We start from the raw sequence: 26,908 nt of genomic DNA on the forward strand, positions 1-26,908 counted from the left end.
CACCACGGCCCTGATGGCTATGGTGGACGCGCAATCGCAAAGGAGCACAAACCCATGACCGGAGTACCCGCGTCGGCTGATCCGGAAGACGTTGCCCGCAAGCTGGCCGCCGCTCCGGCGCTGCACATGCCACCGCCGCCGGAGTGGATCCTCGACGAGAACAACCGCGTCATCGACTACAAGATGCAGGGGATGACCCGGTTCCGCAAGATCCGCAACCGGCTCGGCGAGCTGTTCTTCAACAGCTTCATCACCTACATCCCCTCGCACACCATCCGGCAGGGCTATCTGCGGCTGATGGGTGCGCGGATCGGCAAGCGATCGTCCATCCTGCGCGGCACCACCGTGCTGGACATCGAATTCCTCACCATCGGCGACGGGGTCGCCATCGGTTTCCGCTGCCTGCTGGACTCCCGCGCGGGGCTCTACATCGGCAACAATGTGACGATCGCCAGCGATGTGCATTTCATCGGCGGCGGACATGACATCAACCATCCCGACTTCCTGCCGGTGCCGATCCCGACCGTCGTCCAGGATTACGTGTGGATCGCCAGCCGCGCCATGGTCTTGCCGTCGCTGATCGGCCGGGGCGCCGTGGTGGCCGCCCATGCGGTGGTGAACAAGGATGTCGCCGAACTCGACATCGTCGGCGGGGTGCCCGCCAAGGTGATCGGCAAGCGGCCCGCCGATTCGTTGGGCTACACCAACAATCACCGCCCACTGTTCTACTGATGCCGGTCGCATCGGAGTCGTTTCCCGATCACCGGCTCGTCTTCGTCGCCCCGGACGAGGGGCAGACCGCGGTCGGGGATTACGCGCAGGACCTGGTGACCGCGCTGCGACCGCATTTTGGTGAGATCGTGCAGTGCCGCACCGCGGGACCGGGTTCGGACACCCTCGCCGATATCCGCCGGCACCGCGCACACGTGCGCAGGCTGATCGCCGATGGCCCGCCCGGACGCACACTGGTGCATGCCGAGTTGTCCACCGGGGTGCTGCCGACGTTCTGGGCCACCGCCGGTATCGACGATGTGCCCGTCACCGCCACCATCCACGATCCGCCACAAGGGTTGTGGTTCCTGGCGCGCACAAAGTTCATCGCGTCGTCGCGGCTGCTGACCCACGGCATCCACTACCCGCTGCGTCCGGTGTCCCGCGCCGTCGAGGGGCGGGTGCACGCCGGGCGCACGCTGATCGCGCTCACCGAGACCGGGCGGCAGTCGATCGCGCGTACCTACCCGGACACGACCACCTACTGCGTGCCGCACCTGGTGCGCAGCCGGCCGGCCATCGCACCGGCCCAGGATCGGCCGAAGGCCGTCGGCTTCTTCGGATTCGTCTACCGAGGCAAGGGTTTCGACCAGATCGCGCGGATCCGCGAGCTGCTACCCCCGGACATCACGATCCGCATCGCCGGTCGCGGCACGGAGGCGTTGCCGCGCGCCGAGGGTATCGAGATCCTCGGCGGTGTCGACGGAGCGGAAGAGGATGCCTTCTTCGAATCGGTGCGCGCCATCGTCGTGCCCTACGGCAAGCGGCATTTCTACGCCGAGACGTATCCGGCGTCCGGGGTGGTGGCCCATGCCATGGCCTACAGCACGCCCATCGTGTGTACCGGCTACGGCGCCCTGGCCGAACTCGGCACCGACCAAGGCGTTGTCAATGTCGCCCCGCGTGGTGGCGGCGACGATGCCGTGGCGGCCGGACTGGCCGATGGCATCACCACCCTGCTCAACGATGCCGACCGGTTGACCGAGCTCGGGCGTAACGCCGACCGCACCCGCCAGGAACGGTCCGCCGCCCGCACCGCGGAGGCCTTCGCCGAGATCTGGTCGAAGGTGCTCACCGAGTGGTCCGCGAGCAGCCGGTGACCGATCCCGTGCAGCCGGTGCCCTCCGGTCCGGCGCCCACATCGAATCACCTGATGCGGACGCTGTGGGCGGTGTTCTGGCTCTACGGCGGACGCGGTGTCGGACTGTTGTGGACGGCAGTCATCATCGCCCAACTCGGCATCGCCGACTACGGCCAGTACGGCATGGCGTACGCGGCCTTCTCGTTGATCGGGCCGCCGCTGGACAATCCGTTCGCCGTCCGCGCGGTGCGGGAGTCCGAGCAGCGGTTTCTGTCCGAGCGCACCAGCCGCTATCTGCTCGGCGTCACCCTCATGGCAGCCGGTGCGGCCCTGGTCGAGGTCAGCTACATCGCCTGGTTCGGGTTGTTCGTCGCAGGCGGTGAGATCGTGCTGAAGGCATACCAGAGTCATTGGGCCCGCGACGGACAGCCCCAGCGGGTCGCCCAGCTCGACACCATCCGCCAGATCGCCAGCGTGGTGTGCGCGGCCGGCTATGTCTTCCTCGCCGACGAGCCCACCCTGCAGATCGCCAGCCTGTTCCTGGTGGCGCCGTATGTGGTGATCGCCATCGTGGTCGGCTTCGTCGTGTTACCGCACCGTCCGGGTATGCCGGGCCCGCCCAAGCTGATCGCCATCCTGATCGGCGAGATGCTGGGGCTGGCCGCCTATCTGCAGGGTGACGTGCTGCTGCTCGGCTGGCTGACCGATGACACGACGGTGGGCTACTACGCGCTCACCGTGACCGTGACGATCGCCATCGTCGCCGTCGGCCAGTCATTCGGGATGTCCTACAACCGGGCGTTGCGCGAGGGGGATGGTCACCTGTCGGCCGGCCCGCCGCTGAAGAGCACGCTGATCCTGGGAGTGGGCGCCGGTCTGCTCGTCCTGCTGGTCGGGGTGGTCATGCTGTTCACCCCCGCCCCCGACGAGCTGGCCGTCGCAATGATCATCATGGCGATGTTCTGCGGTATGCGCACCATCACCTCGGTCTTCCAGGCGGTGCTCTACCTGCAGCGCCGCGACACCACCCGACTGGTCGCCAACCTGAGCCTGCTCCCGGTCAAGCTCGGTCTGGTGGCGTTGCTGGCCTTCGCCGGTGCCGTCGGCGCGGCCATCGCCACCGTGATCGCCGATGCCCTACTGCTCGGCATCTATGCCTACATCCTCTATCGCAGGCCCACAGGCAGGACGACATCACCATGACCGCCGCATCCATCAAGGTCGTGTTCCTGCTCTCGAAGGATCCGGTCGCCGACCACGGCGGCGACGTCGAGCTGTCCCGGTTGGTGATCGGGCTGGCGGCCGATTCCTGTGACGTATCGGCCATCTGCCTGTCCCAAGAGCCACCGGGCACGGTCCAGACCGATCTGGTGCCCGGCGGGATGACCCTGGTGCGGGTCGCCAAGACCGGTGTGCAACCGGTGCGGTTGCTGTTCGACACCCTGCGCACCGGCCGCAGCCTGACCCACGCCCGGTTCGACAGCGATGCGCTGGTCGCGGCCATCTCCGCGGCTACCGCCGACGTGTTCGTCGCCGAGCACAGCTATATGGCCGAATCATTCCTGCGCAGCACCCAGGTCGGCCGGGCGCGCCTGGTGGTCAACACCCATGTCAGCGAGTCCCTGGTCTGGCGTGCCACCCGCGGGCTACTGGGGCGGCAGCAGGAGGGCCGCTTGCTGCGCGACGAACTGCGGGTGGCCCGCGCCGCCGACGCGGTCGGCACCTACGACGCCGAGGAGGCCGAGTTCTACCGCGCCAACGGCGTGCCCTCGGCGCGCTGGCTGGACCTCACCCTGCCACCGGCGACACAGGTGCCGGTGGAATCGACGCCGCGTCGGCTGGTGTTGATGGGCACCAGGGACTGGCCGCCCAACCAGGAGGCCTTCCTGACCGCGCTGCGGTTGTGGCCGCGGATCGCCGCCGGTATCGACGGCGCCGAGCTGTGCATCATCGGAGCCAAGAAGTCGGGGAAGCCCGGCGGGAGAAACGGTGACCCGGCCTATCCGGACGGGGTACGCGACCTCGGCTTCGTCGACGACCTCGGCGGTTTCCTGGCCACCTGCCGGGCGATGATCGCGCCGATCAGCACCGGCGGCGGTGTGCGGGTGAAGATCCTCGACGCGGCACGGATGGGGCTGCCGGTGGTGGGCACCACCGCGGCGGTGGGGTCGCTGGCGCAGCTGCTGGAACTGGGCACCCATGACGACGACGAGGACTTCGTCGCGGCGTGCCGGAGTTTGCTGTTGGACGTCGAGCAAGCGCGTTCGGCGGGTGAGCGGCTGTACGCCCTCAACCGCGGATTCTGGGAGCAGCGCCGTCCGCATCGCGCGGTGTCGGCGCTGCTCGGCTAGCCGCCTGCCGGCACCGGGACCGGCGCGTCCTGGTGTTTTCTGGCCAGCTCGATCCGCGCGGTCAGCTCATCGGCTTCCCGGTTCTCGATCCGCAACTGATCGGCGTAGACCAGGAAGACCAGGAAGATCGTGTACAGGAAGACGATCTGGGGGATGATCACCACCGGGTGATCGAGATTGAGCGCCACGAACGAAAATCCGATGAATACGCCGCCATAAACCGCGCTCGGAAGTGAATTTGCCCGCAGCAGCCGATAGCCGATGAAGCAACCGATAGCGACGACGGCCAGGAAAGCGATTCCGACAAAAATGCCGCCCCGGTGGATCGCGATCAGCGGCGCGTTGGACACGAAGTTCTCCAGGAACGCGTAGGCGCCGTCCTTGAACTCACGCTGTGACCAACCCCACCCGAACAACCAGTGCCCGTCCATCCGGCCGGGGAACTCGCGGATCGAATCGACGCGGTCGGTGGCCCCGGCATCGTTCTCGCTCAGCGTCCCGAGTAATCGGGTGCGCACCGAGGGCACCATGAATGCGCCGACCACGGCCAGGGTCATCGTGCCGATGAGCAGCTGGCGGTCGCGTGCGCGCATCGGGTGGAAGATGAACACCAGAACAACACCCACCAACACCGTGACGATGGCGGATCGGCTCAGCGTCAGGGCAATTGCCGCGCCGATGATCCCGACGATGAGCACCCGCCGCCACCCCGCGAAGACGATCATGGCGACGACGAACGAGATCACCAGGCCGATGCCCGCGGCATTGGGATCCAGCCACAGGCCGCCGAGGCGGCTGAATGCCTGACTGTCGGCGGCGACCTGAAAACGGTCCGTGCGTGGCACATTCGTCGGCGTGCCACCGGTGAAGAAGAACCGCTCGGTGTTCGCCACGGCATACCCGAAGATCCGAAATGGTTGCAGCAGAATCTGATTCGATCCCATGAGGATCGACGCGATACCGAACGCGGCGTTGAACGCCGCGGCGTAGGCGAAGATCCGGCCGAACTTGGCCAGGTGCTCGCGCGGCAGTGCGAGGATGGCGAAGAACGCGCCCGTCGCGATGGCCCATTTGGTGTAGTCGAGGATGTTCACGATCGAGGAGAACGTGACGATCATCGAGATGCCGGACACGATCACCAGCACCAACACAGCCTTGGCCAAGGTGCTGCCCAGTACCGGGAAACGCTTGGCGGCGTTGGGATGGATCAATGCCGCCATCAGCGCCCCGCCCGCGAACGGTAGGTACAGCGGCAGGTGCACCCCGGGGAAATAGCCGAACGGCAGCGTGCCGATGGCCACCGCCATACCCCAGTACAACCAGAGCGGATGCCGCAGGCCGATGTAGACGCCGACCGACATGGCGATCAACGCCGCAATGCCCATGATCGCCGGCTTGCCCGCGAGAGCGACCGCGGTCGCCAACAGCACCGTCAGCGCAACGATTGCCGCGCCGAGCAGCAGACTGCCGCGTGACGGCGCGCCGAGTTTCATTGCGGACTCGTCTTCATTGCGGAATGATCCTCACGGCTTTACTGCACCGTTGTTGCATTTAACTATCCTTGCATCGGTTTCGCTGGCGCCGCCACCTAGGGTGCCAGCCGCAAACTGGGCGGCTGCTGTAGTTGACGCTATCGTTGCATTGTCGTGGCGATCCAGAAGCGAATGGAGTGCTCCCTTGGCCGTCGGTGATTACCTGCGAATCTTTCGCCGGTTCTGGTGGGTAGTCCTGCTGGCAACGCTCATAGGCGTTGCTGTGGGTTACGCCACCATGTTCATGTCGACGACGCAGTACTCCTCGACGACCCGGTTGTTCGTCACCACCCAGAGCGGCACCTCGGTCGGTGACGCCTACCAGAACAACCTGTTCTCGCAGGAGCGCGTGTTCTCCTACGCGGGGCTGGCCACCAGCGACCAGGTCGCGGCGCGGGCCATCGCCCAGCTCAAGGCGCCGATCTCGGTCGACGAACTGCGCGCAAAGATCACCGCGGTGCCACTGCCGCAGACGGTGCTGCTCGACATCACCGCCACCGATCCCGATCCCGCTGCCGCCCAGCGCTACGCCAACGCGGTGGCCGACCAGCTGGTCAACGTGACCGCCGAGCTGGAGACCTCCCGCCGGGGCGGTGAGGCCGCTGCGGCCGCCGTGCTCGTCGACGACGCCAGCTACGGAACCAAGGTCGAGTCGATGGGTTTGCCGATCCGGTTGGCCGCCGGTGCGGTCGGTGGTCTCGTGCTCGGCGTGCTGGTGGCGGTGCTGCTCGGCATCTCCGACAGCAAGGTCCGCCGCCGCGAGCGCATCGAGGACGTCACGGGCGTGCCGTTGCTCGGCACCCTGGTCGCCGACGGACAGGGGCGCAGCGGGGTCATCGACCTTGAGGCCGGGGGACTGGCGGTCGAGCGGTTGCGCGAGCTGCGCACCAATGTCCAGTTCGCCCGCAACGCCCACGGCCAGCATCCGCGCGTCATCGCGGTGACCAGCCCGTCCCCCGAGGACGGCCGCTCGACCACCGCCATCGACCTGGCGGCCTCCTTCGCCGAGGCCGGTCACTCCGTGGTGCTTGTCGACGGTGACCTGGTCAAACCGGATCTGCCGGAGCTGCTGGCTCTCGACAGTGCCGCGGTCAAGCAGGCGGGCACCAAGGGGTTCAGCACCCTGCTGGCCGGCCAACATGATCTGACCGAATCGCTGATCGAGGTGCCCGGCTCGCGGGTCGCACTGCTGCCCGCCGGACCGGTGCCGTCGGTGCGTCGGGATCTGTGGGGTGACCAGCGCACCTCGCGCGTGCTGGAGCTGCTGCGCGGACATTTCGAGTATGTGATCATCGACACCCCGCCACTGACCAAGTACGCCGACGGAACCGTGCCCGCCGCGCTCGGCGACGGTGCGCTGGTGCTGGGTCGCATCGGGCACACCAAGGCCTCGGCGCTGCGGCAGGGCGTGACCGCGTTGCAGACCGCGCACGCCACGGTCCTCGGTGTCGTCGCCACCTTCGAACCGGGTCACCGGCGCGAGCTGTCCGCCGACCGCAAGCACGGTGGGGCATCGGCGGGATCCGCCAAGACCGCCGACGCGCGCGATACCGACGACGAGACCGCCAAGGCCGAATCCTCGGCCTCGGCCAAGAGGTAGGAGTGGCGCCGAGCCTGTTCCGCTGCGCGGCTGCCCTGTGCGCGGTGGTCGTGCTGGTCACCTCCTGCGCGCCCGCGGAACCGGCACCACCGCCGGAGGCCGGCGCCCCGCCGGCCATCAAGACCTTCACCCCGCCCTTCGACGGTAAGCCCCGGCTGCCACCACCGGATATGACCGACGACGGGCCCGGATCGCTGATCTCGGTGGAGCCCATGTCGGGCAGCGAGCTGCTCAATCAGGACGATGCCACCTATATGCGGGTGGTGTACCGGTCCACTTCCGGTGTCGACGGCCAGCCCACCGAGGTCTCCGGTGCGGTCGCCATCCCGCCCGGTGATCCGCCCAAGGGCGGCTGGCCCATCCTGGCGTTCGGGCAGGGCACCAAGGGCGTGCTGAACAAGTGCGCCAGCAGTCTGTACAGCAGCCTGCCACTGAACGCCTGGACCATGTCGGTGTTCGTGCGGGCCGGATTCCTGGTCACCGTCTCGGATTTCCAGGGCGCCGGCGTCGAGGGTTATCAGCATCCGTTCCTCAACGCCAAGACCTACGGGTACAACGTCATCGACTCGGTGCGCGCTGCCCAGCGCATCGGCGCTCCGACCACCGGCCGCTGGCTGGCCTACGGTCACTCGGCGGGCGGGCTCGCCGTCTGGGCGGCGGCCGAACAGGCGCCGACCTACGGCCGGGGTCTGGACCTGCTCGGCACGGTATCGATGGCACCGGCGGCCGATATGGCCGGTCTGGCCGATGCGGCGTGGAACGAGACGCTGACCCCCGACCAGCGGGTCACGCTGGTGTTCGCGCTGCAGTCGCTGAAGTGGTTCCACCCCGAGATGAACCTGGACAACTACCGTCGCGGCGTCACCGCGCAGAACTGGGATGCCCTGTTGGACTGCATCCCGCCCAACTTCGACGATATCGCCAGGGTGCGTGCCCTGATGACCAACGAAGACCTCAAACCGGCCACCTACGAAGACGTGGTGTGGTTGCGCGACCGGCTGGCCGAGATCGCGGTGCCCCAGGCGCCGAATCTGACGCCGATGGTGGTCGGCTACGGCACTCAGGACATGTTGGTCAACCAGGCCTGGTTCGAGCAGGCACTCGACCGCGCCTGCGCCATGGGCAGCTATATCCAGATAGAGAAGGGCGTCGGTAAGGGGCACGCCGACCTGGACAGTGGTTTCACGTTGCCCTGGTTGATGGACCGTCTCGACGGCGCCGACCCGCCGCCCAATGATTGCCTGAGCCGGAATTGAGGGCGCCGGTCGACGTCCCGCGGGCTCGGGACTACCTGACGATCCTGGCCAGGGGCTGGGTGATCATCCTGCTCGCCACGCTGCTGGCCCCCGGTGCGGCCTATGTCGTGCAGAAACTGACCTTCGACAAGGGTTACACCGCGTCGGCGCTGCTGTTCGCTCAGGTCGCCGGCGATCCCGGCACCTACTCCGCTTACGCGGGCGGGCTCGGTGCCAATGCCCGCATGGCGACGTACTCCTCGCTGGCCCAGTCGCGGGTGATCAGCCAGCGCGCCATCGACGAGACCGGACTGCCGATGACCGCCGAGCAGCTGGCCGCCAGCACCACCGCCACCTGGGAGCCCTACGGCATCAACCGATTCGGCATGCCCAGCTCGGTGCTGCTGCGGGTGACCGTCACCGGTGCCGACCCCGAGCAGACCGTGACGGCCGTCAATGCGCTGGCGGCCAACCTGGCCAAGCTCTCGGGGGAGCTGGAGTGGATCCAGGCCGAACCCACCGACGCCATTCAGTACACCGGTCCGGTCGCCCAACTCGTGCCCGTCGACGCCGCCGCGGCCGCCCACAAGGTGCAACCCGATGTCACCAACACCCTGATCATCGCCGCCGGGGTCGGTTTCGCGCTCAGCGCGGTGCTCGTGCTGGCCGTCGGTATCGCTCGCGACAACGTGCTGACCCGTGGCCAACTGGTCGACGTCGTCAACGGCACGATGTCCACCTGAGTCCGAGGAGTTTCTGAGTTGGTGCCCAAGAAGATGCTGGCGAGCTCGGTGCTGGCGGTCGCGCTGGTCGTCGCGGGGTGTGCCGGACCCCAGACCCCACCGCCGGGGCCCCAGGCGACCGAGATCCAGCTGCCGGGGGACTATTCCGCGGACGGGCCCGGCGCGCTGGTCAGCGCGACCCGGCTGCCGACCGTGGACCGTCGCCTGCTGCGGATCACCTCGATCGCCGCGCGCATCTCCTACAACTCGACCTCCGGGGTCGACGGCAGCCCGCAGGTGGTCACCGGCAGCGTGTTCGTCCCGGACGGCACCCCACCCGAGGGCGGCTGGCCGACGATCGTGTTCGGGCATGGCACCACCGGCGTGCTGTCCGAGTGCGGTCCGTCGCTGTCGCCGACGCTGCTCGGTTCCGTCGACGCCATCCGGGCGCTGGTCACCCTCGGTTACGTGATGGTCGTTCCCGATTACCAGGGGCTGGGCAACACCAACAGCTACCACCCCTACCTGGATGCCACGACCGCCGGCTACAACATGGTCGACGCGGCGAGCGCGGCCAAGCGGCTGGTCCCCGACATGTCCGATCGCTGGGTTGCCTTCGGGGTGTCCCAGGGCGGGCAGGCGTCGTGGGCGGCCAACGAGGTGTTCAACACCTACGGGGCCCGCGACACCAGGCTGCTCGGATCGGTCAGCGTGTCCCCGGCCGCCGATATCACCGGCCTGGCCGACATGGCCGCCGCAGGCACGCTGTCGGCCCAGCAGCGCATCGCCATGGTGCTGATCCTTTCCTCGCTGCAGAATGCGCACCCCGATCTGAATCTCGACGACTACCGGCGCGGCCTGGTCGCGGAGAAGTGGAACCTGTTGGCCGGTTGCTCGGTCGACGCCACAGAAGAGCGACTTGAGGTCGCCGAGAAGATCCCGCCGGAGGATCTGCGGCCGGCGACGCCGGAAGCCCTCGACCGGTTGCGCGGATACCTGCAGCAGATGAGCGGGCTGCCCAAGGCGCCGGCCGCGGCCCCGATGTTCGTGGTGCACGGTGACGCCGATGATGTGGTGCCGGTGGCCTGGACCTCCGAGGCCGTGCAAAGAGCCTGCAATATGGGCGACACCGTGGCATCGTTCATCGCTGGTGGCCGCGGACACGGTGACTTCGATCCGATCGTCGCGTTGGACTGGATCATCAAGCGGTTCGCCGACGCACCCGCCGACAGCACATGCAACGTCGAGGGTGGCCCGTCGATACTCAAGGGTGTCTAGCGGGTCCTGGCCGATGCAGGAACCGAACCTCGAACGTCGCTCGACCGGAGAACGCTCATGACAGATACCAACGCGGCACGCGGACAGGCACCTGCGCCGGCCATCGAGTCCCAGGTGGTGGCCAGTTCGCCGACCCAGACCCGGATCATCGGTCTGGACGGGATACGCGGTCTGGGTTGCCTCGCGGTCGTCGTCGGCCATGTGGCGCTGGCCTACTCGCCGGTCACCCATGACAAGGCGTTCCTCGGCGTGCTCGGCCTGGCGCTCATCCTGTTCTTCGTCCTCAGCGGTTTCCTGCTCTTCCTGCCCTACATCCGGCGGCTCACCAGAGACCGGTCGGCGGCCGCGATGCCCGATACCAAGCAGTACGCCCTGCACCGGATCTTCCGGGTGTTCCCCGGCTATCTGGTGATCTTCCTGATCTGCAACTACCTGCTGCAGGTGGCCTACGTCGAGAACTCGGCCATCCAGCCGCACGGCACCGATGCCGGCACCGGGATGATCACCGACCCGTGGGAACTGCTGGCAAACCTGACGCTCACCCAGACCTACTTCCCGGACTATGTGCAGACCGGGATCAGCCCGTCCTGGTCGCTGACCCTGGAGATCGCCTTCTACGCGTCGCTGCCGCTGCTGGGTGCGCTGTTGTTCGCACTGCGCAGGCGCACCGCCGTCACGCCGCTGGTGTTGGCCTGTCTTGCGCCGGTCATCCTGCTGACGATCGGTGTGGTCGGACGGCTGTTCGCGCCGATGGTGTTCGCCGCGACCGGCGCGGACACCGTGATGATGCAGAACTGGGGTCCCACCTGGGCCGCGGTCTTCATGCGCTGTTTCTTGACCAATGCCGACCTGTTCGCCTATGGCATGTTCGCGGCCATCATCTATGTGGCGATCGAGCAGGGCGTGATCTCGGCACCGGCGGCCAAGCGGATCTATCTGCTCTGCTTCCCGCTGCTGATGGTGTCCTTCGTCGGTGCCCTGGCGCTGACCTTCGCAGGTACCGTCTTCGCTACCGCCGGAATCGGTTTCGTCTCCGCGGTGTTCATCGCGATCGTGGTGTTCCCGCTGGCGCGGGGCAGGGATTCCAAGTTGGCCAGGTTCCTGGACGCCAAACCGTTCTATTTCGTCGGGCTGATCTCGCTGTCGGTCTACCTGTGGCACTACCCGATCCTGTTGCTGTTGGGCCGGTACGACCTGGCCGCCGGCGACTCCTGGGGCGGAATGCTGCGTAACGTGGCGGTGGTGGCCATCGTGACGATCGTCGTGGCGACGATCACCTACTACACCGTCGAACGTCCGGGGCTGGACCTCGTCAAGCGGTTCCGGAAGCGTTGATGCGTCGCAATCTCGTGATCGGCGGTGCGCTTGCGGCCGTGCTGGTTCTGGTCGCCGGTGTGACCGTCGCGGTGTCGCCGACCGTCCGCCAACAACTGGGTCTGTCCGACCCGCCCGCCGCGGCCACCCAAGCGGAGCCCATTCCGGGTGCCGATCTGTCCGGGACCGGACCGGGATCGCTGATCAGCGCGATGACGATGCCGGAGTTCAGTCGCAGCCCGCAGGGCTCGCAGATTAGCGCCGCGCGCGTGGTGTATCGATCCACCGACGGTGACACCGGTGCGCCGACCGAGGTGTCGGGTTCGGTCTTCATCCCGCGTGGCAGCCCGCCGGCGGGCGGCTGGCCCGTCGTCGCGTTCGGACACGGCACGGTGGGTATCGACGAGCCATGCGCGCCCTCGCTGTCGGCGACGCTGCTCGGGATGACCGATTGGGTGGTCAAACTCACCGATCTCGGTTTCGCGGTCGCGTTCGCCGATTTCCAGGGACTGGGTGCGCCCGGTGTGCACCCCTACCTGGATTCCCGGACGGCGGGTCTGAACATGATCGATTCGGTGCGTGCGTTGCGGCACACCTTCGATGACGTGTCGGACCGCTGGGCGGCGCTGGGCGGCTCCCAGGGCGGCGGTGCGGTGTGGGCGGTCGGCGAGCAGTCCGGCACCTACGCCCCGGATATGCTGCCCAGCGGCGTGCTGGCGCTGGCCCCGGTGGCCGACGTCGCCGGGCTGGTCGACAAGGCCGTCGACGCGACGCTGACCAAGGAGCAGGGCGCAGCGCTGATCCTGATCATCGAGTCGCTGGCCCGGTTGCACCCGGACATCGATCGCGACGACTACCGCCACGGCGTGGCTGCGGCGCAATGGGACACCCTGATCGCCTGTTCGGGTGCCGCGGTGCACGACCGCGAGGGGTTCATCGACCAGCTCGAGCCCGCTGACCTCAAGCCCACCTCGCCGGCGGCGGCCGATCGGCTGCGCGGATACCTGAAAGCCTGGGCGCTGCCGCAACAGCGGCTGGCGGTCCCGATGTCCGTCGTCTACGGGGGCAGGGACGAATACATCGATCCGCCGTGGACCGAGGCCGCGATTGCGCAGGCGTGCGCGCTGGGTGGCAACGTGGTCGCCGACTTCCAGCCCGACAAGGGGCATGGCGATCTCGACGTCGCCGATCAGCTCGGCTGGCTCAGCGAGCGCCTTGCCGGGCAGCCGGCGGCCTCCGGCTGCGCCTAGCCCGAGTCGCTGCCACCGAACCTCTCCCGAGCCGGTCCACGGCGCGGCTGCGGGCTCGTTCACCCACGATGCGGCCGCTTTACCGGCGATATCGTGCGCCTCGTGTCACCCGTCGTTCGCCAGGGTGACGGCCCGCGATCCGCGCGGCCGGCTCGTGCCACCGGGCCATCACTCCCGCACCAGGCGCCCCGAACGCACCGGGACCGGCGGCGTTGCCGGGTCGCGAGCGTCACGGGCTAAGCGGTGGTCGTCGCAAGTGTGCGCGGGATCGCATTTTTAGCAATGAGTTTCCGGGTCCAGGACCAGGCTTCGGCGGATCGCTGTGCCGATGTAACGCTTCGGCTACTCAGACGAAAAGTCTTCAGTACGTCTTATTAACACGGCCGGATTACGCTAACTGCCTGGTCAAATAGTCGGGAGCGTCATTTTTGGTCGGCACGGGGGAGCGGCGGCCGCGGGCAAATCAAGATCGATTGGGCGAGCGAATTTGCGCCCGCGTCAGCCGGTGGTCAGAAATTTGGGCCAAAATGTTGCAAGTATCAGGAAACAAAGCGATAGTCTTATCCAGCACGCAGTGAGTGGTGCAGCAAACGAAGGTGGACGCGCAAGTGACGTTGGTGAGAGAGACGGAAGCGCCGGTGACCCTGACGGGCCCGGCGCCCGTTCGAGATCACGATGGGTTGCTGTGGCAGCGGCGTTACGGTCGTGCGCTGCTCATCACCGACATCGTGGTCGTCGGGACGGCCATGGCGTGCGCACAGATGGTTCGGCTGGGTCGCCCGGTCACCGACTTCGACCCACTCACCAAGTACTTCGGATTGCTCTCGGTCATCTTCGGTCTGATCTGGCTGGGTTTGCTGGCCGCCTACCGCACCCGCTCGCCCCGGATCGTCGGCGCAGGCATGGAGGAGTACCGCCGCGTTCTGTCGGCCACGCTGTCCACCATCAGCGTCGTGGCCGTCACCCTGATGATCTTCCGGCCGGAGTACGCGCGCGGATATCTGGCGCTGGCCTTCCCGCTCGGTCTGGTGTTCCTGTTCGTCGGCCGCAGCGCATGCCGACGGGTGTTGGCGTGGTACCGCAAGCGCGGGCAGTGCATCACCTCGGTCGTCGCGGTCGGTAACGCCGCCGCGGTGCGCAGCCTGGTGCAGTCCCTCGAACGATCCTGGGGTTACGGCTACTCGGTGGTCGGTGTCTGCCTCACCGGTCGCTCCGGTGGCGGCACCCTCGATGTTCCCGGTGTCGGGCCGTTGCCCATCCTCGGCGACGAGCATCAGGTCGAAGAGGCCATCGCCAAGGTCAACGCCGACACCGTGGCGCTGACCACCACCGAACACCTCGGCCCCGACGGTGTCCGCGAGCTGTCCTGGGATCTCGATCGCCTCGGTGTGGACCTGGTGGTCTCGCCGGGGATGGTCGATGTCGCCGGACCGCGGTTGACCATGCGACCGGTCGCCGGCCTCCCGCTCATCCACGTCGAGAAGCCGCAGTACAGCGGAACCAAGAAGCTGCAGAAGCGTGCCTTCGACATCTTCGTCTCGGTCAGCGTGCTGCTGGCGGCGTTCCCGCTGCTGCTGGTGAGCGCCATCGCCATCAAGCTGACCAGCCGCGGGCCGATCTTCTACCTGTCCGAGCGGATCGGGCTGGACGGCAAGCCGTTCCAGATGATCAAGCTGCGCACCATGGTGGTGGACGCCGACAAGATGGTGGCCGGCCTCGCCGAGCTCAACGAGATGGACGGCGGGGTGTTGTTCAAGATCCGCCAGGATCCGCGCGTCACCTCCGTCGGCCGGATCCTGCGCCGGTACAGCATTGACGAGCTGCCGCAGTTCATCAACGTTCTGAAGAAGGAAATGAGTGTCGTCGGGCCGCGGCCGCCGCTGCCCAGCGAGGCCGACGCCTACACCGACCAGGTGCGCCGCCGGCTGCTCGTGCTGCCGGGCATCACCGGGCTCTGGCAGGTCAGTGGTCGCGCGGATCTGTCCTGGGACGACTCCGTGCGACTGGACCTGTCCTACGTCGAGAACTGGTCCATCAGCAGCGATCTGCTGATCGCGGTCAAGACCGTGCGCACCGTGCTCGGCGGTACCGGCGCCTACTGACGGCCACCCGAAACGGCACCGACGCTGCGGTAGCGTGGAGTTCGTGCCGTCCGAGGTCCGATCCAGCCGACCGCGCCGGATCTTCGGCATCATCGCCCTCACCGTCGCCCTGATCGCCCAACTGGCCCTGTACGCCGCGTTGGCCCCGTTCGCCGTGCCGATCGGACTCGCGGTCGTCAACACCCTTCCCGGACCCGGCGGTCCGCCCACCCCCATCCCGTCGGCGGATCGCAGCGCCGGCGGACCTGGATCGTTGGTGTCGGCCACCACCATGCCCGGTGTGACCCGCCGCGTGGAGGCCCGCAACATGCACGCCGCCCGCGTCCTCTACCGGTCCACCTCCGGGGATTCCGGGGAGTCCACCGTGGTGTCCGGTTCGGTCTTCACGCCGCTGGGCGCGCCACCTCCCGGGGGTTGGCGGGTGGTCGCGATCGGGCACGGCACCGTCGGTATCGACGAGCCCTGTGCGCCGTCGCTCTCGGACACCATGTTGGGCGCGCTGGCCTTCGTGACACCGTTCATCGATCGCGGCTACGCCGTCGCGGTGCCCGACTACCAGGGGTTGGGCGCCAAGGGGATTCATCCCTACCTCGATGCCAAGACCGCCGGGCTGAACATGATCGACAGCGTCCGCGCATTGCGGCACACCTTCGCCGACGTCTCGGGAACCTGGATGGCCTTCGGCCACTCCCAGGGTGGAGCCGCCACCTGGGCGGCCGACGAGCAGGCGGCGGTCTATGCGCCGGAACTGCAGCTGCTCGGGGCCGTGGCGGCAGCTCCGGCCGCCGATGTCAGCGGATTCGTCGACAAGGCACTGGCGGGCACCCTGACCGCCGACCAGCTGCTGGCGATGCCCGTCATCGTCGAAGCGTTGGCCCGGGTGCATCCCGATCTGAACCGCGACGATTTCCGGGGCGGGGCGGCCACCGAGAACTGGTCGGTGCTGACCGCGTGCCAGGCGCCCGAGATCTACCAGCGCGGTGCGGCCGCCGAACAGCTCCGGCCGGCCGATGTCGCGCCGCGCAACGGTGTGGCCGCCGACCGGTTGCGCCAACTCCTCCGTGCCTGGGCGCTGCCGGAGCGCGCGCTGTCGGCGCCGATGTCGGTCTGGTACGGCGGTGCCGATACATTGGTCGACGCAGCATGGACCGCCGCCGCTATCGAACGCGCATGTGCCTTGGGTGGCACGGTGACGGTCCAGTTCGAGCCGGACAAGGGGCATGCGGAGGTTGACCTGGTGAGCCAGTTGAACTGGATGGCAACGCGATTCGCCGATCAACCGGTGCGTAATGACTGCTGACCGGATCGCCCTCGACGCTGCCGCCCTGCGGGCCGGTTTGGCCGCACCCTGGCAGCGCCTCGACGTGGTCGACGAGACCGGATCGACCAACGCCGATCTGATCGCCCGCGCCGCCGCCGAACCGATCGCCGGTGCGGTGCTGCTGGCCGAGCATCAGGCTGCCGGCCGCGGCCGGGGCGGACGCGTCTGGGAGGCGGTGCCCCGCGGGTTGGTCATCGTGTCGGTGGGTATCTCGACCGCCGGAGTCCACGAACAGCAGTGGGGCCTATTGCCGCTGCTCGCCGGTGTGGCGGTGGTGGACACGCTCGCCGCCATCGGTGTCACCGCGGGGCTCAAGTGGCCCAACGACGTCCAGGTCGGCGGTGCCAAGATCGCCGGCATCCTGGCCGAGGTCGCCTCGCCACAACCGGTGGTGGTGCTGGGGATCGGGTTGAACGTCGCGGTCAGCCCCGATGAGCTGGGCCAGGCCAACGCCACCTCGGTCCAGATTCTCGGCGGTCCCACCGACCGGACCGAGATCGCGCGGATCCTGCTGGGGCAGTTGGGCTCCCGGATCCTGGGGTGGCAGGCAGGTGGCGGTGCCGCGCTGCTTGCCGACTACCGGACCCGCTCGGCAACCCTGGGCCGATCGGTGCGCGCACTGCTGCCGGGCGGACGCGAGATCGCCGGTACCGCGACCGGCGTCGACGAGCAGGGCCGATTGTGTATCGACACCGGCGCGGGCACCGAGGTGGTCGCGGCCGCCGATATTGTGCATTTACGCCCGTTGTCCGGCGAGGTGTTTGAGTAGAGTCCACAGTCGTGGGCTATCCAGAAAACGTCCTGGCCAGGGATGAGCACGTCGTGCTGCATCGGCATCCGCACTGGAAGCGGCTGCTGGGGGCGATCTCGGTGCTGCTGCTGGCCAGTGCCGCCGCGGCGTTTGCCGCCGGCTGGGTGAACCAGACCGACTGGGACGACAATGCCAAGCGCATCATTTTCGCCGTCATCGCGGCCATCTGGTTGATTCTGGTCGGCTGGCTGTCGGTGTGGCCGTTCCTGACGTGGTGGACAACACATTTCGTGATCACCGACCGCCGCGTGATGTTCCGGCACGGTCTGCTGACCCGCAGTGGTATCGACATCCCGCTGGCCAGGATCAACAGCGTGGAATTCACCCACGGACTGCTCGACCGGATGCTGCGCACCGGCACGTTGATCATCGAATCCGCGTCACAGGATCCGCTGGAGTTCTCCGATATCCCGCGCGTGGAGCAGGTGCATTCCCTGCTCTATCACGAGGTCTTCGACACCCTCGATTCCGAGGAATCGCCCAGCTGATCCGGGCCTGCCACGCCGCGGTGTAACGGGGTGACCGAACCGTTGTGACCGGCCTCGGCGTGGTCTTCGAAGGCCTCGGCGATACCGCCGGCGGTCAGGGTGGACTCCAACGCCTTCTCCGGGTTGCGGGCGAATTCGTCGGGGAACACCCAGCGGCGGAACGCCCAAAAACGGAAGGCCATCTGCAGCAGGTTGCCGATGATGTAGGCGGAGATGAAGTCGGCGATGTTCTCGACGGTCAGCGACACCTCGGGCACCCGCAGCCCCAGCACATAACTGGAGAAGTACAGCGGAGCCATGGCCAGCAGCACCCCGACGCCGCTGACGCCGAAGAACAGCAACGCCTCATGATGGCGCTCCCGGCCGCCGCGGTCCTTGAAGCTCCACTCCCGGTTGAGGACGTAGGACGCGATCACCGCGACGATCCCGGCGATGATCTTCGCCGTCACCGGCTTGGGCTCCAGGACGGTGAGCTTCAGCGTGTAGAAAATCGCCGAGTCGATGACGAACGTCGTCGCGCCGACCAGCGCGAACTTGATGAGCTCATGGTGCCGCTCGGCGAAGGGCCGGATCGGGCGGGGCAGCCGCGCGATCGTGGCATCAGCAAAGGACACGGGGATGGAGTCTACGCAAGTTACCCGGCCAACGTGAACCGCTGCAGGTCAGTCCTGGTACCGGCGGTCCGCTCGACCGCTGTGCCCGGCATGACAACATAGGTAGCCGTGTCCCGAACGCCCTCTGTCTCCCGAGCACCGACCGTCGTGATGATCGGCGGCGGTCAATTGGCCAGGATGACCCATCAGGCCGCCATCGCGCTGGGGCAATCCCTGCGGGTGTTGGCCGCCGATCCCGGCGATCCGGCCGCTCAGGTCACACCCGAGGTGGTGCTGGGCTCCCACACCGATCTGGACGCCCTGCGCCGCGCGGCCCAGGGCGTGGCGGCGTTGACCTTCGACCACGAGCATGTGCCGACCGTGCACCTCGAGCAGCTGGTCGCCGAGGGGGTGACCGTGCACCCGCCGCCGCAGGCGCTGATCCACGCCCAGGACAAGCTGGTGATGCGCCGCAAGCTGGAGGCCCTGGGTGCGCCGATCCCGGCCTATGCCGCGGTGCGCAGCGTCGATGATGTCGATGCGTTCGCCGAGCGGACCGGGGCGCCGGTGGTGATCAAAACCGTCCGCGGCGGTTACGACGGTCGCGGGGTGGTGCTGGCGCGCGACCTGGCCCATGCCCGCGAGGCCGTTGCCGGCTACCTGGCAGATGGTGTCGAGGTGATGCTGGAGGAGCGAGTGGCCTGGCGGCGAGAGCTTTCGGCGCTGGTGGCGCGCTCGCCGTTCGGGCAGGGGGCGGCGTGGCCGGTGGTGCAGACCGTGCAGCGCAACGGCATCTGCGTCGAGGTCATCGCCCCGGCGCCGGGGCTGCCGCTGGAGCTGGCAGCCGGCGCCGAGGCGCTGGGGCTGAGGTTGGCCGAGGAGCTCGGTGTCGTCGGCGTGCTCGCCGTCGAGCTCTTCGAGACCGAATCCGGTCAGATCCTGGTGAATGAGCTCGCGATGCGCCCGCACAACTCGGGGCACTGGAGCATGGACGGTGCCCGCACCGGCCAGTTCGAGCAGCACCTGCGCGCGGTGCTCGACTATCCGCTCGGCGACACCTCGGCGCTGGCACCGGTGACGGTGATGGGCAATGTCCTCGGCGCGGCGGAGGTGCCTTCGATGTCGATGGACGAGCGCGTCCACCACCTGTGTGGCCGGATGCCCGATGCCAAAATCCACCTGTACGGCAAGGGGGAGCGGCCCGGTCGCAAGATCGGGCACGTCAACATCGTGGGCGGCAGTTGGGCCGGCCCGGGTCCCGCTTCGCCGGACAATGCCGAATATGTTGCGGCACTGCGGGAACGGGCGCAGCGGGCCGCGCATTGGTTATCGCATGCCGAGTGGACCGACGGATGGGATGGACACTGAGGTGACGGAAAAACTGCATCCCCGCGTCGGGGTCATCATGGGCAGCGACAGTGACTGGTCGGTGATGGAGGCCGCCGTGATCGCGCTGGCCGAGTTCGACATCCCGTTCGAGATCGGCGTCGTGTCGGCCCACCGCACGCCGGGCCGGATGCTGGAGTACGCCCAGAGCGCCGCCGGCCGCGGTATCGAGATCATCATCGCCGGTGCCGGCGGGGCGGCGCACCTGCCCGGCATGGTCGCCTCGGCGACGCCGCTGCCGGTGATCGGCGTCCCGGTGCCGCTGGCGCGATTGGACGGCCTGGACTCGCTGCTGTCGATCGTGCAGATGCCGGCCGGGGTGCCGGTGGCGACGGTGTCGATCGGCGGTGCCCGCAACGCGGGCCTGCTGGCAGTGCGGATCCTCGGTGCCTCCGATCCCGCGTTGCGCACCCGGATCGAGGATTTCCAGGCGGGTCTGGAGCAGATGGTGCTGGAGAAAGACGCCGCGTTGCGCAATCGCCTACTCGGCGATTGAGTGAATCGCTATTAACCGGCTAAGGTTACTGGCGAGTAGCGAGGAGATCCCCATGGTTGCCAACCCGTCCTTTGACCTGTTCCAACTCTCCGACGAGCACAACGAGTTGCGCACCGTGCTGCGCGATCTGTGTGAGAAGGAAATCGAGCCGCACGCCGCCGATGTGGACGCCAAGGCGCGCTACACCGACGAGGCCTTGGCAGCGCTGGATTCTTCCGGCTTCTCGGCCGTCTTCATTCCCGAGGAGTACGGCGGCCAGGGTGCCGACGCGGTCGCGGCGTGCATCGTCATCGAGGAGGTCGCGCGGGTGTGTGCGTCGTCCTCGCTGATCCCGATCTGCAACAAGCTGGGCACCACCGGCCTGCTGATGCGTGGTTCCGAGGAGCTCAAGGCCAAGGTGCTGCCCTCGATCGCCGCGGGCGAGGCGACCGCCTCCTATGCGCTGTCCGAGCGCGAGGCCGGCAGCGATGCCGGCGCCATGCGCACCAAGGCCGTCGCCGACGGTGACGACTGGATCCTCAACGGCACCAAGTGCTGGATCTCCAACGGCGGCAAGTCCACCTGGTACACCGTCATGGCCGTGACCGACCCCGATAAGGGTGCCAACGGCATCTCGGCGTTCATCGTGCACAAGGACGACGAGGGGTTCAGCGCCGGGCCCAAAGAACACAAGATGGGCATCAAGGGATCACCCACCACCGAGCTGTACTTCGAGAACTGCCGCATCCCCGGGGACCGCATCATCGGCGAGCCGGGCACCGGTTTCAAGACAGCGCTGGCCACCCTGGATCACACCAGGCCCACCATCGGCGCGCAGGCCGTCGGCATCGCCCAGGGCGCGCTGGACGCCTCGATCGCCTACACCAAGGAGCGCAAGCAGTTCGGCAAGTCGATCGCCGATTTCCAGAACACCCAGTTCATGCTGGCCGATATGGCGATGAAGATCGAGGCCGCCCGGCTGATGGTCTACACCGCCGCCGCCCGGGCCGAGCGGGGCGAGCCCAACTTGCAGTTCCTGGCCTCGGCGTCGAAGTGCTTCGCCTCCGATGTCGCGATGGAGGTCACCACCAACGCCGTGCAGCTGTTCGGCGGCTACGGCTACACCGTCGACTTCCCGGTCGAGCGGTTCATGCGCGATGCCAAGATCACCCAGATCTACGAGGGCACCAACCAGATCCAACGCGTCGTGATGAGCAGGCAGCTGCTGAAGTGACCCCGCCGGCCTGAGTCGGCGCCGACCGGCCGGTTATTGCACGCTTTCCTCGAAAAGGCGTGCGATAACCGGCCATTCGCGTCTCGGGTCGATCTAGCGAAGACCCTTGGTGATCTTGCGGTAGGTGCTGCGCAGCGTCTCGTTGCGGCGCGCGATGTGCACGGGGTGCTTGGGCACGGGCACCAGGACGCTGACCGGGTGTCCGACGAAGGACGACTCGAACACGGCGGTCATGGTCCTGCCGCTGTAGGCGGCGTCCAGGGCCTGCCGGTAACGCGCGGCGTGCTCGGGTTGGGTGAACAGCACCTTGTTGTAACCGATGTAGAAGGGCACCAGGGCGCCACCCTGCTCGAGGTAGTGCACGGTGCCCACGCAGACGCCGGGCCACTGCTGGTTGAAGACGTCGTCGGCGATCACCACACCGCCCTCGGTCAGGCTCTTCTCGGCCAGCCGCATATCGCTGAGCACGATCTCCTGGGTGTGTCCACCGTCGACGGAGAACAGCCGGACCCCGGACATCTCGGCGATCTCACCCGGGGAGATCTGGGTGGAATCACCCTGGTGGATCACCAGGCCGTCCCGGTCGGTCCAGGAATCCAGGTGTGCCAGGAACCGGTCCCGATCACCCTGGCCGGATTTGTCGATATTGGCGTCCTGATCCTCGAACAGGTCGATCGCGATGGACGCCTCGCCGGGCTGCTGGAGCAGCTTCATGGCGATGAAGAGCTGCCCGTGGTGCACGCCGATCTCGGCGATCGGACCACCGATGCCTGCCGCGCGCTGATAGTCGTCGACGGCGTGCAGCAACCCGATGGCGGCCGTCTCCGTATAGCCCTGCACCCGTCGATGCCCGATATGGCGATATGCAGCGAACTTCAGGCCATTGCGTTCCACGTGTCACAGGGTACTCATTGCAGGTGCAAAAGAGCCATTGCGAGCGAAATATTGACGCTCGGGGCACTTCGCGACCGCCGGCGCACGACGGGTCAACCCCTGGTGACCTTCTCCATCTCCCGACGGCGATCGAGCCGCTCGGGGTCGGGGTTGACCACCAGCACCAGCGACGCTCCCGCGGCCAGCACCGCCAGCAGGTGCTCCTCGAGGTCGGCGGGGCTGTCCCAGGATGTGGTGGAGAGCACCCGGTCCCTGTCGGTCAACCCCAGTCGGGTGGCGGCCGCGGTGGCGGTGGCGATCAGCTGCGCCGGGCTGCGGCCGAGCAGTGCCGGTCCGGGGGCGCGTTCGGGCACGATCTGGTCGCCGTGCACCCGCACCGAGGTCGCGTAATCGGTGACCCCGATCGGCAGATCCGCGACCGGCTTGCCGAACGGATCGAGCGACAGCGCGACCACTTCACCGGTCCCGACGATCGCGTCGGCCTCGTCGAGCCGGTCGGCGGTGCACAACGCGATATCGGCATCCCCGCCATCGGCCCCCAACACAGCCTCGGCGCCGATCCACCAGATGCCCAGCAGCACCGCGGCGGTCTGCCAATGCGCGGGCAGCAGCACCGCGACCCGGCTGCCGGGGCCTGCGCCGAGTTCATCGCGCAGCAGGTTGGCGGTCTTGGCGGCCCAGTTGGCCAGCGTCACCGCGGACAACTCGATCCGCTCGCCGGTGGCGTCGTCGTAGTAGGTGATCCGCGGACCCACCGGGTCTGCCTTGAGCAACGGATCCAGCAGGGCGGCGCTGACGGTGTCGGTCACTTCAGTTCACGCACTGGGGGTCATCCGAGCCCGCGGTGATGATCGGCGATGGCGGCGGGGGAGCGGTTTCGCTGGTGGAGACCAGGTCGTCGCCCTGATAGCCCTGATACCAGTCGCTGGCCGCCGGATCGGCCGATGCGCCGGTGCCCTCCAGCCCGGAGCCGGGGCCGGAGTAGTCATCGGACAACACGACCTGCACGGTGCCGGGCGCCAGCGAGGGATCCTCGACGACGGTCAGGTTGCCCAACTTCTGCGAGACGGCCTGCGCGCCGAGATCATCGACGCTGGGCGCCCTGACCATGCTGTTGGCGACGCGCTCGCCGTCGTGGTTGCCGACATTGCCCGCGGTGAACCCGCCGCCGGTGAGCACCTGGGACACCGCGGCGGCCAGCCCGTTGATATCGGTGTCGTTGACGACGTCGACGGTGGTCTTCTCCGGTGAATAGGCGACCTTTTCGGTGTTGCCTTCGGCCTGCTCGTTGAGCAGACCTTCCACCCACTGCTTGACCTGATCCTGGTCGACGCGCACGACGGACTGCATGCCGTCGTCACTCCAGCCGTCCTCGCGCAGGATGGGGATGGTGGCGAAGGCGACCGAACCGGCCGCGACATCCTGGAGCTGCTTGATGAAATCCATGATGTCCCAACCGTCGGACAGCACGACCGAGCGCTGTACCGCGGTCTGCAACCGGTTCAGGGTCGCCGGGCTGGACAGCGTCTTACCCGAGATGACCTCATGGGCCAGCGATGCCATCACCACCTGCTGGCGGGTCACCCGATCCAGATCGCCGCGCGGCAGATCGTGGCGCTGTCGCACGAAGCTCAATGCCTGCGGGCCGTCCAACTTCTGCCAGCCCGCCGGGAAGTCGGCGCCCGAGAGCGGTTCGTAGACCGGGTTCTTCAGGCAGACGTTCACACCGCCGAGGGCATCGGTGATCAGGCTGAAACCCAGCAGCCCGATCTCGGCGTAATGGTCGACGGTGACGCCGGTGAGGTGGGCGACGGTCTTGATCAGCGCCTCCCGCCCGGCCTCGGTGCCTTCCTTCTCACCCTCGACCGGGTCCATGCCCTCGACCTCGATGAGTTGTTTCATCGTCGCCAGCCTGGCGTCGCCGTAGACCCCGTTGATCTTCATCTTGCCCTCGTTGTCGGGCAGCTCGACATAGGTGTCGCGGGGGATGGAGATCGCGGTGGCCGACCTGCCGTTGTTCGGGATGCGGATCAAGATGATGGTGTCGGTATTGGTGGCGACATCGTCGCCGACCCGCAGCGTCGCCAATTCCTCTGGCGAGAGCGGATTGCCGTGCGCATCGGTGCGGCTGTCGACACCGACGAGCAGGATGTCGATGGCGCCGTCCTCGCCGCCGCCACCGAGGGCCGCCGAGTTCACGTGGTGGATACCGTCCTCGAACGAGCGGACCGTGCTCCAGGCAACCCCGGTGGACAACACGACCGCGACCGCGGCAGCAACGCCAACGGTCCTGGTCAGCCGATTCTGCATCTGCTCAGGCTACTGTCCGACGCTTCGATGTCCGTCCAGGCGCGTCGGCGTGCCAACCGGTCCGTGGCGCATCCGCGGGTCACCCCGGTCGGTAACGGGAACGGCTCAGCGAACGAAAGATTGCGTACAAACCGATTACGGCCGACATCGGCGTTCACCCTCCTGGGCAGGGCGTTCGGTCCAAGAGTGCACAGGAGGTCCGGTAAATTGACCGGCATGCGGAAAACTATGGGCAGGGTCTTCGGCCGTGCGGCGGTAATGGTCGCTCTGGTCGCGTCGATGGTCGCGGTGAATCCGGCCACGGCCAGTGCGGTGGTGGCCCCGGCCGACGGGTACGGATTCGCCCAGGGCTACACCTGGGCCACCGGTAATCCGGCGGATTCGGCCCGCGAGATCGCCGCGGTCGGCAAGACCACGGCGACCTGGGTGCGGCTGCCGCTGGACTGGGGGATCGTCGGAACCGGCCCGGGCCAGTACAACTGGGGCTATTTCGACAACCTGGTCAACGCCGCCAGCGCCAACGGACTGCGGATCCTCGGACTGATCTCGAACACCCCGTTCTGGGCCAGGACCGATGGCGCCCAGAAGTTGTTCCCGTCGGCGCCGCCGAAGAACTACGGCGAGTTCGGTGATTTCGCCGCGGCCGCCGCCAGCCGGTACGCCGGGCGCATCAACGCCTGGGAGATCTGGAACGAGCCGAACCTGCCGCTGTTCATGGGGTTCGCCGACAACAAGGCCGTCCGCTACACCGACATGCTCAAGGCCGCCTACCCGGCCATCAAGCGCGCCAACCCCGGTGCCACCGTGGTGGCCGCCGGCCTGAGCCCGCTCGCCGGACCCGATTCACCTCCCGGATTCCTGCAGCAGATGTATGCCGCCGGCGCCAAGGGGTCCTTCGACGCCGCCGCCGCCCACCCCTATGTCTTCCCCGGTGGACTGGCCGCCGACAGCAACAACGGCTGGTCCGATGTGCTGCGCATGCATGACGTGATGGTCGCCAACGGTGACGGCGGCAAGAAGATCTGGTTGACCGAGATGGGCGCCTCCACCAGCGATATCCCCGGCGACGGTGTGAGCCAGCAGGAGCAGGCCAAGCAGATCGTCGACGTGCTGGGTGCCGCCGCCGCCGTGGGCTGGGCCGGGCCGGCCTTCATCCACGCGGTGCGTGACCTGGACACCGGCAATCGCAACGACCGGGAGGCCAACTACGGCGCGCTGCTGACCAGCGATTGGCAGCCCAAGGTGGCCGCCGGCGTCCTCGCCAAATAGCGCGAGGTGACCGCCCGGATCGTCATCACCGGCGCGGGCGGGCAGGTCGGACGGTACCTGGCCGGTGTGCTCACCGGTCAGGGCCGTGATCTGCTCGCCCTGAGTTCCGCCCAGTGGGATATCACCGACCCGTCCGCCGGGCGTGACCTGCTGGCCGCCGGTGATGTCGTCGTCAACTGCGCGGCACTCACGGCCGTCGACATCGCCGAGGCCGATGAGTCCCGTGCCCACGCCGTCAACGCCGCGGGCGCCGGCCATGTCGCACGGGCCTGTGCGGCCGCCGGGGCCCGGCTGATCCACATCTCCACCGACTATGTGTTCGGCGGGGCCGAAACGGTCGGCGAACCGCGCCCGTTCGAGATCGACGATCCGCCGGCTCCGGTCAGTGTGTACGGCCGTAGCAAGCTCGCCGGCGAGCAGGAGGTGCACGCCGCACTACCGACGGCGCAGGTGGTGCGCACGGCCTGGGTGTACACCGGATCCGGTACCGATTTCGTGGGCACCATGCGCAGATTGGCCGCCGAGCGCGATACCGTCGAGGTGGTGGCCGACCAGACCGGGTCGCCGACCTATGTGGCCGATCTGGTCGACGCGCTGCTGGTGCTGGCCGACGACCCGGATCCCCGACCGGTGTGGCATATCGCGAACACCGGTCCGGTCAGCCGGTACGAGTTGGCGCGGGCGGTGTTCGCCGGAATCGGCGCCGACCCGGACCGGGTTCGGCCGGTGACCACCGACAAACATCCCCGTCCGGCACCGCGGCCCGGCTACTCGGCGCTGTCGACGGCCAGGTATGACGCTGCCCACACACCGATGCGGTCCTGGCAGGACGCCCTGACCGCCGCCTTGACGGCGCTGGGATAGAACCGGTTATCTACGAGCGTGCGTGAT

At 67.7% G+C, this 26,908-nt stretch carries 24 protein-coding genes; 19 read left to right on the forward strand and 5 right to left on the reverse strand.

Annotated features, from left to right (window positions below; translation table 11 throughout):
- The first annotated feature begins 54 nt into the window (after nt 1–54).
- Genes IC40_RS0111245 through IC40_RS0111260 form a run of 4 tightly spaced genes read left to right on the forward strand, consistent with a single transcriptional unit; the run spans nt 55 to nt 4,203 of the window.
- Nucleotides 55–732, forward strand: coding sequence for an acyltransferase (locus IC40_RS0111245; RefSeq protein ID WP_030134808.1), 678 nt, complete (start codon nt 55–57; stop codon nt 730–732).
- Nucleotides 732–1,871: a glycosyltransferase family 4 protein gene (locus IC40_RS0111250; protein ID WP_030134809.1), complete on the forward strand. Its 1,140-nt coding sequence runs from the start codon at nt 732–734 to the stop codon at nt 1,869–1,871. Before IC40_RS0111245 ends, IC40_RS0111250 begins: the two co-directional genes overlap by 1 nt.
- Nucleotides 1,850–3,055, forward strand: coding sequence for a lipopolysaccharide biosynthesis protein (locus tag IC40_RS0111255; protein WP_030134810.1), 1,206 nt, complete (start codon nt 1,850–1,852; stop codon nt 3,053–3,055). The genes IC40_RS0111250 and IC40_RS0111255 overlap by 22 nt, the downstream gene beginning before the upstream one ends.
- Complete coding sequence (locus tag IC40_RS0111260) at nt 3,052–4,203, forward strand: glycosyltransferase (RefSeq protein WP_030134811.1); 1,152 nt, start codon at nt 3,052–3,054, stop codon at nt 4,201–4,203. The genes IC40_RS0111255 and IC40_RS0111260 overlap by 4 nt, the downstream gene beginning before the upstream one ends.
- Here IC40_RS0111260 and IC40_RS0111265 read toward each other — a convergent pair.
- The gene (locus tag IC40_RS0111265; protein ID WP_042509965.1) at nt 4,200–5,696 is read right to left on the reverse strand and encodes an O-antigen ligase family protein; all 1,497 of its coding nucleotides are present in this window, start codon (nt 5,694–5,696) and stop codon (nt 4,200–4,202) included. The two genes, IC40_RS0111260 and IC40_RS0111265, sit on opposite strands and share 4 nt — an antisense overlap.
- Here IC40_RS0111265 and IC40_RS27835 point away from each other — a divergent pair.
- The 10 genes from IC40_RS27835 to IC40_RS0111315 all read left to right on the forward strand — a co-directional run bounded on the left by IC40_RS27835 (nt 5,587) and on the right by IC40_RS0111315 (nt 17,856).
- Nucleotides 5,587–7,335, forward strand: coding sequence for a tyrosine-protein kinase domain-containing protein (locus IC40_RS27835; protein ID WP_234411676.1), 1,749 nt, complete (start codon nt 5,587–5,589; stop codon nt 7,333–7,335). The genes IC40_RS0111265 and IC40_RS27835 overlap by 110 nt on opposite strands.
- 2 nt (nt 7,336–7,337) lie before the next feature.
- Nucleotides 7,338–8,591 carry a lipase family protein gene (locus IC40_RS0111275; RefSeq protein WP_030134814.1) on the forward strand — a complete coding sequence of 418 codons (1,254 nt, stop codon included), beginning with the start codon at nt 7,338–7,340 and terminating at the stop codon, nt 8,589–8,591.
- Nucleotides 8,588–9,313: a YveK family protein gene (locus tag IC40_RS0111280; protein ID WP_030134815.1), complete on the forward strand. Its 726-nt coding sequence runs from the start codon at nt 8,588–8,590 to the stop codon at nt 9,311–9,313. Before IC40_RS0111275 ends, IC40_RS0111280 begins: the two co-directional genes overlap by 4 nt.
- A 21-nt stretch (nt 9,314–9,334) precedes the next feature.
- A complete protein-coding gene (locus tag IC40_RS0111285; RefSeq protein WP_030134816.1) occupies nt 9,335–10,570 on the forward strand; it encodes a lipase family protein in 1,236 nt (411 codons plus the stop codon).
- A gap of 57 nt (nt 10,571–10,627) precedes the next feature.
- The gene (locus IC40_RS0111290; RefSeq protein ID WP_030134817.1) at nt 10,628–11,905 is read left to right on the forward strand and encodes an acyltransferase family protein; all 1,278 of its coding nucleotides are present in this window, start codon (nt 10,628–10,630) and stop codon (nt 11,903–11,905) included.
- Entirely contained in the window at nt 11,905–13,134 is a 1,230-nt protein-coding gene (locus IC40_RS0111295; RefSeq protein ID WP_030134818.1) for a lipase family protein, read from the forward strand. Before IC40_RS0111290 ends, IC40_RS0111295 begins: the two co-directional genes overlap by 1 nt.
- A gap of 617 nt (nt 13,135–13,751) precedes the next feature.
- A complete protein-coding gene (locus tag IC40_RS0111300; RefSeq protein ID WP_234411665.1) occupies nt 13,752–15,236 on the forward strand; it encodes a sugar transferase in 1,485 nt (494 codons plus the stop codon).
- Between the two features lie 43 nt (nt 15,237–15,279).
- Nucleotides 15,280–16,536, forward strand: a complete 1,257-nt coding sequence (locus IC40_RS0111305; protein ID WP_234411664.1) for a lipase family protein — start codon at nt 15,280–15,282, stop codon at nt 16,534–16,536.
- Nucleotides 16,526–17,326 carry a biotin--[acetyl-CoA-carboxylase] ligase gene (locus tag IC40_RS0111310; RefSeq protein ID WP_030134821.1) on the forward strand — a complete coding sequence of 267 codons (801 nt, stop codon included), beginning with the start codon at nt 16,526–16,528 and terminating at the stop codon, nt 17,324–17,326. Before IC40_RS0111305 ends, IC40_RS0111310 begins: the two co-directional genes overlap by 11 nt.
- Nucleotides 17,327–17,337: 11 nt before the next feature.
- Nucleotides 17,338–17,856 (forward strand): PH domain-containing protein, encoded by a 519-nt coding sequence (locus IC40_RS0111315; RefSeq protein WP_030134822.1) that lies wholly within the window; start codon nt 17,338–17,340, stop codon nt 17,854–17,856.
- On the opposite strand, the gene IC40_RS0111320 is transcribed toward IC40_RS0111315, so the two are convergent.
- Nucleotides 17,811–18,470, reverse strand: coding sequence for a GtrA family protein (locus IC40_RS0111320; protein ID WP_030134823.1), 660 nt, complete (start codon nt 18,468–18,470; stop codon nt 17,811–17,813). The two genes, IC40_RS0111315 and IC40_RS0111320, sit on opposite strands and share 46 nt — an antisense overlap.
- A gap of 150 nt (nt 18,471–18,620) precedes the next feature.
- Here IC40_RS0111320 and IC40_RS0111325 point away from each other — a divergent pair, with 150 nt between their 5' ends.
- From IC40_RS0111325 to IC40_RS0111335, 3 genes are read left to right on the forward strand one after another with little or no spacing between them, the layout of a single operon-like run.
- Complete coding sequence (locus tag IC40_RS0111325; protein ID WP_030134824.1) at nt 18,621–19,817, forward strand: 5-(carboxyamino)imidazole ribonucleotide synthase; 1,197 nt, start codon at nt 18,621–18,623, stop codon at nt 19,815–19,817.
- Entirely contained in the window at nt 19,807–20,331 is a 525-nt protein-coding gene (gene purE, locus IC40_RS0111330; protein ID WP_030134825.1) for a 5-(carboxyamino)imidazole ribonucleotide mutase, read from the forward strand. Before IC40_RS0111325 ends, purE begins: the two co-directional genes overlap by 11 nt.
- 52 nt (nt 20,332–20,383) lie before the next feature.
- The gene (locus IC40_RS0111335; protein ID WP_030134826.1) at nt 20,384–21,544 is read left to right on the forward strand and encodes an acyl-CoA dehydrogenase; all 1,161 of its coding nucleotides are present in this window, start codon (nt 20,384–20,386) and stop codon (nt 21,542–21,544) included.
- A gap of 93 nt (nt 21,545–21,637) precedes the next feature.
- Here IC40_RS0111335 and IC40_RS0111340 read toward each other — a convergent pair whose 3' ends face one another.
- From IC40_RS0111340 to IC40_RS0111350, 3 genes are all read right to left on the reverse strand, one after another.
- Nucleotides 21,638–22,438 (reverse strand): class I SAM-dependent methyltransferase, encoded by an 801-nt coding sequence (locus tag IC40_RS0111340; protein ID WP_030134827.1) that lies wholly within the window; start codon nt 22,436–22,438, stop codon nt 21,638–21,640.
- A 92-nt stretch (nt 22,439–22,530) separates the two neighbouring features.
- Nucleotides 22,531–23,247: a TIGR03089 family protein gene (locus tag IC40_RS0111345; RefSeq protein ID WP_030134828.1), complete on the reverse strand. Its 717-nt coding sequence runs from the start codon at nt 23,245–23,247 to the stop codon at nt 22,531–22,533.
- A gap of 1 nt (nt 23,248) precedes the next feature.
- Nucleotides 23,249–24,748, reverse strand: a complete 1,500-nt coding sequence (locus IC40_RS0111350; RefSeq protein ID WP_030134829.1) for an LCP family protein — start codon at nt 24,746–24,748, stop codon at nt 23,249–23,251.
- Between the two features lie 216 nt (nt 24,749–24,964).
- On the opposite strand from IC40_RS0111350, the gene IC40_RS0111355 reads away from it, so the two are divergent.
- Together IC40_RS0111355 and rfbD are read left to right on the forward strand one after the other, a co-directional pair.
- Nucleotides 24,965–26,017: a cellulase family glycosylhydrolase gene (locus IC40_RS0111355; RefSeq protein ID WP_042509964.1), complete on the forward strand. Its 1,053-nt coding sequence runs from the start codon at nt 24,965–24,967 to the stop codon at nt 26,015–26,017.
- Between the two features lie 6 nt (nt 26,018–26,023).
- Nucleotides 26,024–26,881 (forward strand): dTDP-4-dehydrorhamnose reductase, encoded by an 858-nt coding sequence (rfbD, locus tag IC40_RS0111360; protein ID WP_030134831.1) that lies wholly within the window; start codon nt 26,024–26,026, stop codon nt 26,879–26,881.
- The last annotated feature ends 27 nt before the right edge of the window (nt 26,882–26,908 follow it).

Origin of the sequence: Mycolicibacterium neoaurum ATCC 25795 (assembly GCF_000691525.1) — a bacterium.
Taxonomy (GTDB): Bacteria; Actinomycetota; Actinomycetes; order Mycobacteriales; family Mycobacteriaceae; genus Mycobacterium; species Mycobacterium neoaurum.

Excerpts from the sequence above, each read along its gene's own strand:
- IC40_RS0111245 (WP_030134808.1), top strand. The coding sequence starts at position 55 with ATGACCGGAGTACCCGCGTCGGCTGATCCGGAAGACGTTGCCCGCAAG.
- IC40_RS0111250 (WP_030134809.1), top strand. The coding sequence starts at position 732 with ATGCCGGTCGCATCGGAGTCGTTTCCCGATCACCGGCTCGTCTTCGTC.
- IC40_RS0111260 (WP_030134811.1), top strand. The coding sequence starts at position 3,052 with ATGACCGCCGCATCCATCAAGGTCGTGTTCCTGCTCTCGAAGGATCCG.
- IC40_RS27835 (WP_234411676.1), top strand. The coding sequence starts at position 5,587 with ATGATCGCCGGCTTGCCCGCGAGAGCGACCGCGGTCGCCAACAGCACC.
- IC40_RS0111265 (WP_042509965.1), bottom strand. The coding sequence starts at position 5,696 with ATGAAACTCGGCGCGCCGTCACGCGGCAGTCTGCTGCTCGGCGCGGCA.
- IC40_RS0111290 (WP_030134817.1), top strand. The coding sequence starts at position 10,628 with ATGACAGATACCAACGCGGCACGCGGACAGGCACCTGCGCCGGCCATC.
- IC40_RS0111295 (WP_030134818.1), top strand. The coding sequence starts at position 11,905 with ATGCGTCGCAATCTCGTGATCGGCGGTGCGCTTGCGGCCGTGCTGGTT.
- IC40_RS0111310 (WP_030134821.1), top strand. The coding sequence starts at position 16,526 with ATGACTGCTGACCGGATCGCCCTCGACGCTGCCGCCCTGCGGGCCGGT.
- IC40_RS0111325 (WP_030134824.1), top strand. The coding sequence starts at position 18,621 with ATGATCGGCGGCGGTCAATTGGCCAGGATGACCCATCAGGCCGCCATC.
- purE (WP_030134825.1), top strand. The coding sequence starts at position 19,807 with ATGGACACTGAGGTGACGGAAAAACTGCATCCCCGCGTCGGGGTCATC.
- IC40_RS0111335 (WP_030134826.1), top strand. The coding sequence starts at position 20,384 with ATGGTTGCCAACCCGTCCTTTGACCTGTTCCAACTCTCCGACGAGCAC.
- IC40_RS0111350 (WP_030134829.1), bottom strand. The coding sequence starts at position 24,748 with ATGCAGAATCGGCTGACCAGGACCGTTGGCGTTGCTGCCGCGGTCGCG.
- IC40_RS0111355 (WP_042509964.1), top strand. The coding sequence starts at position 24,965 with ATGCGGAAAACTATGGGCAGGGTCTTCGGCCGTGCGGCGGTAATGGTC.